14 protein-coding genes and 1 tRNA gene are annotated in these 10,354 nt (G+C 41.5%); 12 read left to right on the top strand and 3 right to left on the bottom strand.

The window, feature by feature from the left end; all coding sequences use genetic code 11:
• The first annotated feature begins 64 nt into the window (after positions 1 to 64).
• The 9 genes from EKM80_RS13900 to EKM80_RS13860 all read left to right on the top strand — a co-directional run bounded on the left by EKM80_RS13900 (position 65) and on the right by EKM80_RS13860 (position 5,831).
• Complete coding sequence (locus EKM80_RS13900) at positions 65 to 625, top strand: GNAT family N-acetyltransferase (RefSeq protein ID WP_125554211.1); 561 nt, start codon at positions 65 to 67, stop codon at positions 623 to 625.
• Positions 597 to 917, top strand: a complete 321-nt coding sequence (locus tag EKM80_RS13895; protein WP_386699642.1) for a hypothetical protein — start codon at positions 597 to 599, stop codon at positions 915 to 917. The genes EKM80_RS13900 and EKM80_RS13895 overlap by 29 nt, the downstream gene beginning before the upstream one ends.
• A 164-nt stretch (positions 918 to 1,081) precedes the next feature.
• Positions 1,082 to 1,153: transfer RNA gene (locus EKM80_RS13890), tRNA-Asn, on the top strand.
• A gap of 155 nt (positions 1,154 to 1,308) precedes the next feature.
• Positions 1,309 to 1,920 carry a metallophosphoesterase gene (locus tag EKM80_RS13885; RefSeq protein WP_125554207.1) on the top strand — a complete coding sequence of 204 codons (612 nt, stop codon included), beginning with the start codon at positions 1,309 to 1,311 and terminating at the stop codon, positions 1,918 to 1,920.
• A gap of 84 nt (positions 1,921 to 2,004) precedes the next feature.
• On the top strand, positions 2,005 to 2,244 hold the full coding sequence (locus EKM80_RS13880) for a hypothetical protein (protein WP_125554205.1): 240 nt from the start codon (positions 2,005 to 2,007) through the stop codon (positions 2,242 to 2,244).
• Between the two features lie 104 nt (positions 2,245 to 2,348).
• On the top strand, positions 2,349 to 3,749 hold the full coding sequence (locus tag EKM80_RS13875; protein WP_125554203.1) for a bifunctional metallophosphatase/5'-nucleotidase: 1,401 nt from the start codon (positions 2,349 to 2,351) through the stop codon (positions 3,747 to 3,749).
• Positions 3,739 to 4,401: a YutD family protein gene (locus EKM80_RS13870; protein ID WP_125554201.1), complete on the top strand. Its 663-nt coding sequence runs from the start codon at positions 3,739 to 3,741 to the stop codon at positions 4,399 to 4,401. Before EKM80_RS13875 ends, EKM80_RS13870 begins: the two co-directional genes overlap by 11 nt.
• Before the next feature lie 24 nt (positions 4,402 to 4,425).
• Positions 4,426 to 5,196, top strand: coding sequence for a TIGR01457 family HAD-type hydrolase (locus EKM80_RS13865; RefSeq protein WP_125554199.1), 771 nt, complete (start codon positions 4,426 to 4,428; stop codon positions 5,194 to 5,196).
• A gap of 44 nt (positions 5,197 to 5,240) precedes the next feature.
• A complete protein-coding gene (locus EKM80_RS13860; RefSeq protein WP_386699643.1) occupies positions 5,241 to 5,831 on the top strand; it encodes a TIGR01906 family membrane protein in 591 nt (196 codons plus the stop codon).
• A gap of 49 nt (positions 5,832 to 5,880) precedes the next feature.
• On the opposite strand, the gene EKM80_RS13855 is transcribed toward EKM80_RS13860, so the two are convergent.
• From EKM80_RS13855 to EKM80_RS13845, 3 genes are all read right to left on the bottom strand, one after another.
• Positions 5,881 to 6,534, bottom strand: coding sequence for a VTT domain-containing protein (locus tag EKM80_RS13855; protein ID WP_125554194.1), 654 nt, complete (start codon positions 6,532 to 6,534; stop codon positions 5,881 to 5,883).
• A 129-nt stretch (positions 6,535 to 6,663) separates the two neighbouring features.
• On the bottom strand, positions 6,664 to 7,167 hold the full coding sequence (locus EKM80_RS13850; protein ID WP_125554192.1) for a phosphatidylglycerophosphatase A family protein: 504 nt from the start codon (positions 7,165 to 7,167) through the stop codon (positions 6,664 to 6,666).
• 1 nt (position 7,168) lies between these two features.
• Positions 7,169 to 8,161 carry an NAD(P)/FAD-dependent oxidoreductase gene (locus EKM80_RS13845; protein WP_125554190.1) on the bottom strand — a complete coding sequence of 331 codons (993 nt, stop codon included), beginning with the start codon at positions 8,159 to 8,161 and terminating at the stop codon, positions 7,169 to 7,171.
• 181 nt (positions 8,162 to 8,342) lie between these two features.
• Here EKM80_RS13845 and EKM80_RS13840 point away from each other — a divergent pair, with 181 nt between their 5' ends.
• From EKM80_RS13840 to EKM80_RS13830, 3 genes are all read left to right on the top strand, one after another.
• Entirely contained in the window at positions 8,343 to 8,927 is a 585-nt protein-coding gene (locus tag EKM80_RS13840; protein WP_125554188.1) for a peptidylprolyl isomerase, read from the top strand.
• A 144-nt stretch (positions 8,928 to 9,071) separates the two neighbouring features.
• Positions 9,072 to 9,443, top strand: coding sequence for a CvfD/Ygs/GSP13 family RNA-binding post-transcriptional regulator (locus EKM80_RS13835; protein WP_125554186.1), 372 nt, complete (start codon positions 9,072 to 9,074; stop codon positions 9,441 to 9,443).
• Positions 9,444 to 9,690: 247 nt separating this feature from the next.
• On the top strand, positions 9,691 to 10,068 hold the full coding sequence (locus EKM80_RS13830) for a hypothetical protein (RefSeq protein WP_125554184.1): 378 nt from the start codon (positions 9,691 to 9,693) through the stop codon (positions 10,066 to 10,068).
• The last annotated feature ends 286 nt before the right edge of the window (positions 10,069 to 10,354 follow it).

The following is a 10,354-nucleotide window of genomic DNA, read 5'->3' as shown; positions in this document are numbered from 1 at the left end:
AGCACCTGAGTCGTTAAGTACAAAGAAGTAAGTTTCTAAATTTAATAATACGAGGGGCGGCTAAATGAAGTTAGCGCAGACGATACAAACGTCACGGTTAAATTTACAATTACTAACCGCGGCTGACTTACCGACTTTATTTACCTTATGGTCCGATCCACAGGTAACGCATTTTATGAATATTAGCCCAATGCAGTCAATTGCTGAGGTTAGACAAATGGTTGACATGTTTGCCCAAGCACGCGTTGGCGATAGTGCGATTCGCTATGGTATTTGGCGACAACAACAACTGATCGGCACATGTGGGTATAACGAGATCAACTGGCAATTACAACGTGCTGAAATTGGCTATGAACTACAGGCAACAGCGTGGGGCCAAGGCTTAGGGTCCGAACTTGTTGGTGCATTGGTGCGTGATGCGTTCGAACATTTGGCGTTACAACGCCTTGAGGCTTACGTATTACCAGACAATATTGCTTCGGGACTAGTTTTGCAGCATAATCACTTTCAAAAAGAAGGTCGACTGCGGCATTACGAACAAACTGATAATGGGTTTAGCGATATTGATTTATATAGTTGCATTGATGGCATAGATATTGGAGGCAAAAAAAGTGATCACGATTGATTTAATTCAAGAAATTACCCGCAATGACGGCACGACTTATTTTGATATCAGTAACATGCTGATGAATGGTCGTGCTGAGTTAGCGGCCATTCGCGGGCTGATCAAGCAAGTTAGAATTATTCAATTAAACATTCCGCATTCAACGGCAGTAACCGCCTATGAAGCGTATTTAAATGAACATTTCAAGTTGCCAGCTGAAGATTTTACACAATGGCAGGAGTGGTTACCTGAACCAGACACGCAAAGCGAAAAAGATTACCAAACCATTATTCGTGAGAATCATGTTGGCTGATTTATTAGAATTAGCAAATAAAATTTCACAGAAATCAATTCATTAAAAATCCTATGATAGCGGTAATTAAATGTGTAAAAGTGTTCATTTATTAATTTATTCATTAAAAAGTGTTTGCAACAATGAGAAAAATATGGTATAAATTTATACGTTGAGTTATTCATTGTCCAGTAGTTCAGCGGTAGAATACCGGTCTGTTAAACCGTAGGTCGTTGGTTCGAACCCAACCTGGACAGTAATTGATCGATATAAATTAGAATCGAGGTTAAGGCAAACCAACTTTGTCTTAATCTCTTTTTTATTTTCAGTGTAAGAAATTAAGCTATTCAGCTGTTTTTTTAAGTGATTAAGGTTATGCTAAAAGTGAATGATTTTAAAAGCGGGTGATTTAATGCAATACTTTACAGCGGATACGCATTTTTTTCATGAGCAATTATTAGGTGATAATGATTTTGCGCCGCGGTTATTTGCTTCGGTAACGGAAATGAATCAAGCCATTATTACGGCGTGGAATCAGCGGGTTACGATGCGCGATGTCGTCTATCATTTAGGTGATATTGCCATGCGACCAAGTAATTATCCTGGTAATGATGAAGTCTTGGAGATTTTGCAACAATTAAATGGCCAAATTATTTTTATTAAAGGCAATCATGATAATCGAGCGTTATTTAAATTTTTGGCCAAACATAATTCTATGGTTGCGCCAGGACGGCCGAAGTTTCAATTTCACGATGTTGGTGTTTTGATCAAAGCTAATCATTTTCAATTCTTTATGACGCATTATCCATTATTGTTAGGTATTGCTAAGCAAACGGTGAATCTACATGGCCATATTCATCATTCCAGTATACCGTTGGCGGAAAATATTAATGTGGGCGTTGATGCCCCTGAATTAGACTTATTAAGCCACAAACTACCATTTGGCACGCCTTTGTCGGTAGCTGAAATTTTTGAGATCCATACAAAGAAGCAAGCGCTTTTGGCCAAAGAAAAGAAAAATTAATTTTTTATTAGTAATCACATTGATTTTTAATCTTCCCTCTATTATCATTAGCTTAAAATAAGTTAGGTTTTTGGAGGGATAAAGATGGCAATACCAGTAAAATCATTGATCAAATTTCAGGAGGCAATTGTGACGCGTGCCTTGCCGCAAAATCGACAAACGGTCATGGATCTTTTGCAATTGGCGATGACTAAGTACCAAGCGGGGCAGATGTCGGTGGCTTATCTGGAATATAGTTTATTTCCCCAGTTACTGCCATTGCTACAGGCTGACCAAGTTTTAGCGGTCAAGCGATTATTTCAGCAGTATGGTCAGACTGAGTAGGGTAAACTTGACGATAAGTTGTTTTCAATTTAAGCTAATACCAACGGATAGCTTGAAAAAGCTTCGCACAATGAGATGACCTTATTTTTGAAGGAGCAGCTGTCATGACGGAAAGTATTCATATCTTACACACAAATGATATCCATTCACACTTGGAACACTGGCCGCGTATTCGGCGGTGGTTATTAGCTGAACAAAAAAAGTGGCGCCAAATTGGTGCAACTGTAGTGACACTGGATATTGGCGATGCGATGGATCGTGTACATCCGTTAACTGAAGCCACTAATGGTCAAGCCAATGTCAACTTATTTAATCAAATCGGCTATGATGCCGTGACGATTGGCAACAACGAGGGAATTGGTAATTCACAGGCGCAACTTAATCAGCTTTATGACAAGGCCAATTTTGATGTCGTGTTAGCTAATTTACGTGATCGTAAAACGAATCAACCACCAAAATGGGCGTTACGAACTAAAATTATTACGACGGCAGCGGGAACACGCATCGCCTTGTTTGGCTTGACGGCACCGTACATTTCCACATATCGGCCGAATGGTTGGGAACCAGAGTTGGCACAACAGGTATTGCCGGGCTTGTTAGCAGAGCTAGCAGGCAAGGCAGATGTTTTGGTGTTGCTGTCGCATTTAGGGCTGGACGTGGATAAATGGATCGCTAAAAATTTCCCGGCCATCACTGTCATCATCGGTAGTCATACCCATCACTTATTGGTCAATGGCTTGCTGATCAATGGCTCATTATTGGCTGCTGCCGGTCGCTATGGCCAGTATATCGGGCATATTACGTTGACCATTGATGAGCAGCATCACGTATTGACTAAGCAGGCCCGGGTAGTTAAAACCGTTGAATTACCGATGGAAGCTGGTGACAAGGCGGAAATATCTGGTTATCGGCGCCATGGTCATCAGCAGTTAAAACGACAAAAAATTGCCACTTTACCGCAAACCTTGACGGCTAAACCGATTGGTAACTCACCGCAAATGGCAATGGCGTTACATGCGGTTGCACAGGCGGCTGGAACTGAAGTTGCTTTTTTGAATACTGGAATCTTTTTGGCGCCATTTAAAAAAGGGGTGGTGACCGCAGATGATTTGCATCAATCATTGCCGCACGCGATGCACTTGTTGCGTATTAAACTCCATGGCTATGACGTTTGGCGATTAGTTCAAGAAATTGAAAAAGCACGCTTATTTCTACGCCATTTTGAATTGCACGGATTAGGTTTTCGTGGTAAGTTATTTGGCGACATGGTTTATCAAGGGCTGACTTGGGATGCTGCTGAGCGGACCGTTGAGTGGTGTGGTCAACCGCTAGAGCCAGAGCGTGTCTACACGCTAGCCGCCGTCGATACTTACCTTTATTTTCCTTTTTTTCCAACGATCGATATTGTTGGTGAAAATGAAGTCCTTTTTCCAGGCGTGCTCCGCAATGCGATTGCGGATTATTTACGCAGTAACCAGCTAAGTGAGGTGCATGATGAACACTGAAAAAAAGCAAGCGAAAGAACATACAAAAAAACACATAAAAGTGCAAGCAAAAGCACAGTCAAAGGAGCAACCAGCTAAAATTAATTTAGCGGCTGAAATCACGGCAGCGGTTCAAGATGATGGCACAACGCCTGAAATTGAACGTGTTTTGATGGAGTCTGATCATATGCTGACCATTGATGGTCGCCCATATGAATTAGTTGTTAACTACCATGACGGCTTTGATAAGGATAAACTAGGGGCGCGCTTTAGCGATATTCTGGCTAAATATGATTATATTGTTGGTGATTGGGGTTATGAGCAACTGCGGTTAAAGGGTTTTTATGCTGAAAACAATAAGCGGGCTCATCGTGACCAATTGATCACAACATTAGAGGACTACTTGTATGAATATTGCAACTTTGGTTGTGCCTATTTTGTTTTACAGCAGGTTGGTACGCCTAAACGAGAAAGTACGCCGACAACCAAGCGGCGGCGGCCACGGACACCACGGCGGCGCCAGCAAGCTCATACGAGTGAGCATCGTGATCAAGTTGAACCAGTAAAACAATCAATGAAGCGAAAAAATGTGCACGCGGAGACTAATGGTGAGACACCAAACAAGCGGCATTTTACGATCAGAAACCAAAAAAACACTAAAAAAGTGCATTAATTGTAAGGGGAATACGTAACCAGTATGCAGAAGAAATACAAGGCTTATTTTATTGATTTAGATGGTACCTTATATCGAGGTAAGGAAAAGATTCCGGCAGCTGCGCGGTTTATTGCACGTTTGCAAGCAGCTGGAATCCCTTTTTTAGTCCTGACAAATAATACAACGCAAACACCAGAAACAGTGGCGCGTAATTTAACGGCTAATTATGATATGCAGATCAAACCAGAAAATGTTTATACCGCTGGTTTAGCGACTGCTGATTATTTGAAGCGGTTAGACCTAGGTAAAAAAGTTTATGCGATCGGTGAATTAGGCTTGAAGCAAGCAATTTTGAATCAAGGCTTTTCCTTTGATGAGTATCGACCTGATTACGTGGTAGTCGGCCTAGATTGGGATGTAACTTACCGCAAGTTTGAAAAGGCGACACTAGCCATTCAGCGTGGCGCTAAGTTTATTGGCACCAACGCAGATACTAATTTGCCGAACGAACGCGGCTTGGTTCCTGGGGCGGGCTCAGTGATTGCATTTATTGAACGTTCAACCCAGCAAAAGGCGACTTATGTCGGTAAGCCAGAACCAATTATGTTGGAAGCGGCGTTGGCTCATTTTGGCTTGGATAAGTCAGAAGCCATCATGGTTGGCGACAACTACAATACTGATATTATGGCTGGCATCAATACTGACGTAGACACGCTACTCGTTTATACTGGTTACTCGAAACCGGCAGATATTGAGCAAGTGGCGGTTAAACCAACTTACCAGATCCAGAATTTAGATCAATGGGAAGTCTAGTGGCTTACCGGATCAAGCGCAGCCTTTGGTGGGTGTGTTTATTCTTGTGTCTCTTGAGCTGGGTGATTTTACTGACGTTTAGTTCGACTTGGTTGTACCGCTTAGATGTACACGCATTAGGTATTTTAACGGATGTCCCAATGACAGTTAGTCGGTTAATGCATAATTATCACCAAATGATTAGTTACGTGCTTTTTCCGTGGGTGCAGCATCTACAAATGAGTGACTTTCCTAGCTCTTATGCTGGGGCACAACATTTTGCCGACGTGAAGCAACTGGTTGTTGTCAATAACCTGGTTTTATTGGTGACGACGCCACTGAGCGGTTATTTTTTGCATCAATTACGGCGCCAAAAATTGCTGTGGCAACTACAGCGGCCAGTGACTGTTATGGCGTTGATTCCGTTTGGACTGTTAGTTTTATTACTAGCAAATTTTCAAACGTTTTTCACTGATTTTCACCAAGTATTGTTCCGCAATCAAGATTGGCTATTTGATCCGGTAATTGACCCAATCATCAACGTTTTGCCGGAAGCATTCTTTATGCACTGTTTTATCCTAGCAATTGTTTTATTTGAAGGTTGTTTATTGGGCGGTTGGCTGATCAGTCGCCGTGCCTTAGACCAAATTAAATAGCGTTACGTCGACCGCACTGGCTGACGTAACGCTATTTTTATAGGCTGAATTACAAGGATTCTGGCTTACGGTTGAAGCGACCGCGTAAGTAGGTGAAAATGATGGGTAATAACGAGATGCCAATAATGCCTAAAACAACTAAGGAGAAGTTATCTTGCACTAGCGAGATGTTGCCAAAAAAGTAGCCGGCGGTGCAGCAAAGCAGGACCCATAAAAAGCCACCAAGTAAGTTGTAGTGAATGAATTTACGGTAGTTCATATGGCTACCACCTGAGATAAATGGGGCGAAAGTACGGATAAATGGCATAAAGCGGGCAATTGCAATTGTTTTGCCACCATGCTTATTGAAAAACGCTTCTGCCTTGGTTAACTTCTTTTGGTCGAGAAAACGGCCAAAAAACGAATTGTTGCTGGCCGCTAAGCCAACGCGTTTGCCGATTTCGTAGTTGACGCTGTCGCCGAGTACTGCTGCGGCAAAGAATATGGCTAACAACAGCCAAATATTTAAATTAAAAGCTTGGTTAGCGGCTAAAGCGCTGGCAGCAAACAAGAGTGAATCACCTGGTAAAAATGGTAAAATAACGACACCTGTTTCGATGAAAATCATCAAGAATAGGAGTAAATAAGTTGAATTGCCAAACTGATTGACAATAGTCACCAAGTGTTCGTCGATGTGCAAGATGAAATCAATTAATTGGGGCATATGAATCTCCTTTTACGTTAATTGGTTTGTGTGTCTAGTCAGTATACCTGAAAAAAGTTGCAGCGCCTAGCCTAGTTAGTAAAAATCGGACTAAAGCCGCAGAAAACAGCTTTAGTCCGATCAGTGATGCTAATAAATATCTTCTTCCTCGGGATGAGCGTGGGCTAAGCGGCTAGCTGCCGCGGCAGCCACCGCACCGACGAGATCATCTAAGAAAGTATGAATGATTCCTGGCTCGTGGGCATTTAATTTAGCTAAAATACCTGGTTTGATTTTATCAATGTAGCCGTAATTGGTTGAGCCAATCGAACCGTAGACATTGACGATACTCAGTGCCATGACTTCATCAATACCGTATAAACCTTCATCGGCCTCGATGATTTCTTGTAATGGCGCCATCAACTGTTTCTTTTCGGCTAAAATATCCAATTGAACACCAGTTATGATCGCATTTTGAATTTCTCGTTTACGCAGGACGATTTGAACACTGCTACGACATTCAGCTAAGGTTAAGTGGGGAATATAGTCTTTTTGTAAAAACATGACCAAAGCTGCAATGTCATCCAAGTTGACGTCACGTTCAGTTAATAAATTAAGTGTTGTTTCGTATAATTTTACTTGTTTTGGTGTCATGTTAATGCTCCAATTGTGTGCTGTGCAGTGGCTGACGCCGTTCTGGGTAAAGCTTAACAGCAATTTCATTGATTGCCGTCGGTGCTTCGCCGAAACCAGCAGCGATTAATTTAACTTTACCGGGATAGGTGACACAATCGCCGATACCGTAAATACCAGGGATGCCCGTTTCCATATTTTCATCAACTTTTAACAAGCGGTGTTCCAGTGGTAAGCCCCAATTGCGTAAGGCCCGGTTATCGGCAGTAAAGCCATAATTGACGAGCAAAGCGTCAACAGGTAAATCAAGATGTTCGTCGCCTTTAACTTTTTTCAAATCTAAATTAAAAGTATCGCCATCAGTTACGTTATCAATTAAATAAGGGGTCATTAATTCAATGCTGCCTTGGTGCAGCCGTTGTACACTAGATTCTAAGCCACGGAATTGGTCGCGGCGGTGAATCAAATACACTTTTTTAGCGATGCCTTCCAAGGTTAATGCCCAGTCAATGGCTGAATCACCACCACCAGCGATGGCGACGGTTTTGCCAGCAAAGTCAGCAACATTTTTTACAAAGTAGAAGATTCGCTTATTTTCTAGTGTCTCGTCGTAGTCGAGGGCTAGTTTACGGGGTGCAAAGGAGCCACCGCCGATAGCAACGACTACGCTACGGGATTGGTACTGGCCTTTGGTAGTCGTCAAGGTAAATAGGTCGTCATTCTTTTCAATGGCCGTGACTTCTTCATTAGTTGCAACAGTTGGTGCGAAGTCAGGGAAAACATTCATTTGTTGATGTAAAGAAGTAACTAATTGTGCACCTTTGATGCCAGCAAAACCGGCCACATCGCGGATGATTTTTTCCGGATAGAGGGTGCCAACTTGGCCACCTAATTCGGGTAAACTTTCAACAACTAAGGTATCTAACTGGCGCATGCCAGCATAAAACGCGGTGAACATGCCCACAGGACCGCCACCGATTACGGTTATATCATAAATATGTTCAGACTCAGACAAAATACTGTCTCCTCCTTAATATAGTAAACTTATTAATAGTTGTTACTCTAGCACAAAAGAATAGTTAAGAACAAGTCGATAATTTACTAAGAAGCGATTGCTAGTTCATGTTATAATAGTGCATGCAAAAAATATTTTAATTGGTTGAGCTCGATCAATCGATTAATGTGGAGGGTAAAAAATGAGTTATCCGCAATTAGCGTTAAATGAAGTCACAGGACCAAAAGCAACAATCCAAACTAACCTCGGTGAAATTATTGTCCAGTTATTCCCTGAGCAAGCACCGAAAACGGTGGCAAATTTTGTTGCCCTAGCCAAAAAGGACTATTATAACGGGGTTACTTTTCACCGCGTTATCCCTGATTTTATGATTCAAGGTGGCGATCCTACTGGTACTGGTGCTGGTGGTGAAAGTAGTTTTGGCGGTCAGTTTGCCGACGAGTTCTCGAATGAAGTGTTTAATTTAGACGGTGCTTTGTCAATGGCTAACGCTGGTCCAGATACAAATGGTAGCCAATTCTTTATCGTCACCAACCATGACGTCCCAGCTAATATGATTGAACAGATGCAATCAGCTGGGTATCCAGCCGAAATTATTGAAGCGTACAAAAAAGGCGGTACACCTTGGTTAGATCATCGCCATACTGTATTTGGCCAAGTTGTATCTGGTTTAGATATTGTTGAAAAAATCAGTCAAGTTAAGCGCGATACGCAAGATAAGCCAGCGACAGATGTCGTCATGGAAACTGTCACAATCACTGAATAAACAAGCCTTAGTGGGGAACTCGATTAAGTTGAGTTCCCCGCTATTTTTTTAGTGATAACTTGCAGGTCGCTTAGTGCCTCGCTATAATAGTGAATTAGATTTAATCTTTTAAAAAATTAAACATTACTGCAGGAGGTGAGCACATTGACTTATCATATCGGTGATATTATTCAAGGAACAGTTACTGGCATTCAACCTTATGGGGCGTTTATTGCACTTGATAGTGAAACGCAGGGGCTGATCCATATTTCCGAATGTCAACATGGCTACGTTAAAGACATTCATCAGATTCTACACGTCGGCCAGCAATTGCAGGTGCAAATACTAGATATTGATGAATTTACTAAAAAAATTAGTTTATCACGACGAACTTTAATAGCTGGTCCAACACAATCAGAACATTATCGGCGTAAGTATTATTGGACTAGTCGGGATGAGCATACTGGCTTTAAGCCAATTGCTGAGCGGTTGCCGTTGTGGATCACTACCGCACTTGAAGAATTAGTACACGAGTAGTACCTTAATAGAGAAACAAACAGATTAATACGCGTAGTTGGTAGTTTACAGCTGCGTTCCTTTGTGTCACTAGTAAGAATTAAATTAGGCAGTTGGAGTAGCGTTATGGCGCCGTGAGTATATTTTATAGAACAATTAGTGTAGAAGTAAGCTGTTTGCTTAGTGCTGGGTACTGAGCCGAAACTAATGGCAATATGATTAGTGGGAAGTGGCGTGTAACGGTTGTTGATACAGAGAGGAAGTTATTATGAAGCAAATTGCGGGGACAATCATGTTGATCGACGAAACGGGTGCACCTAAATTCTTAGTTACTAAATCGGCGACTCACTATCATTTACTGTTGACTGATCAGACAACACGTACACCATTGGCAACAATTTTAGCTGCCTTTAAGGAACAATTAGGCATTGATATCACAGCTTTACGCTTAAGTGAGTTAAGTAACGTTGTGATTCGTGATCAAGATATATCGTTATTTGTATTCGAATGGGGAGCACTGACTAAACAGCAATTGGCAGACAACATGACTGCACTACAACTGCACGGTTATAGTTTTGAACATCCAAAAAAGTTAAAACGTCTGTTAGCGCAGATCGATATGAGCGGTGTACCGCATTTCAACTAGTTATTACACCGAAAAAAGTATAAATATGCTAAATTAGTTGATTTTTTTCTTGACGCTGTGGCCAAAACTTGATATAGTATTTGTTGTTGTCAGTTACGACTGATGGCGTTGGAAAAAAGTTTTTAAAACTTTTTCTTGACAGTCATTATCAAACTTGATAAACTATTAAAGTTGTCACTTGTTGAGTTATTCATTTCTACTTGCATAAACATACAAGCAGAAACCTTGATTAAACAAGGCACAAGCAAATCAGTCATAAACAACTTGAATATTTATTCAAAAAGTT

The sequence above is a fragment of the Loigolactobacillus jiayinensis genome, from assembly GCF_003946445.1.
GTDB classification, from domain to species: Bacteria; Bacillota; Bacilli; order Lactobacillales; family Lactobacillaceae; genus Loigolactobacillus; species Loigolactobacillus jiayinensis.
The sequence above is the reverse complement of the archived record's forward strand: the minus strand, read 5'-3'. Positions and strand labels throughout refer to the sequence as shown.

Excerpts from the sequence above, each read along its gene's own strand:
- EKM80_RS13880 (WP_125554205.1), top strand. The coding sequence starts at position 2,005 with ATGGCAATACCAGTAAAATCATTGATCAAATTTCAGGAGGCAATTGTG.
- EKM80_RS13900 (WP_125554211.1), top strand. The coding sequence starts at position 65 with ATGAAGTTAGCGCAGACGATACAAACGTCACGGTTAAATTTACAATTA.
- EKM80_RS13855 (WP_125554194.1), bottom strand. The coding sequence starts at position 6,534 with ATGCCCCAATTAATTGATTTCATCTTGCACATCGACGAACACTTGGTG.
- EKM80_RS13840 (WP_125554188.1), top strand. The coding sequence starts at position 8,343 with ATGAGTTATCCGCAATTAGCGTTAAATGAAGTCACAGGACCAAAAGCA.
- EKM80_RS13875 (WP_125554203.1), top strand. The coding sequence starts at position 2,349 with ATGACGGAAAGTATTCATATCTTACACACAAATGATATCCATTCACAC.
- EKM80_RS13830 (WP_125554184.1), top strand. The coding sequence starts at position 9,691 with ATGAAGCAAATTGCGGGGACAATCATGTTGATCGACGAAACGGGTGCA.
- EKM80_RS13865 (WP_125554199.1), top strand. The coding sequence starts at position 4,426 with ATGCAGAAGAAATACAAGGCTTATTTTATTGATTTAGATGGTACCTTA.
- EKM80_RS13870 (WP_125554201.1), top strand. The coding sequence starts at position 3,739 with ATGAACACTGAAAAAAAGCAAGCGAAAGAACATACAAAAAAACACATA.
- EKM80_RS13850 (WP_125554192.1), bottom strand. The coding sequence starts at position 7,167 with ATGACACCAAAACAAGTAAAATTATACGAAACAACACTTAATTTATTA.
- EKM80_RS13885 (WP_125554207.1), top strand. The coding sequence starts at position 1,309 with ATGCAATACTTTACAGCGGATACGCATTTTTTTCATGAGCAATTATTA.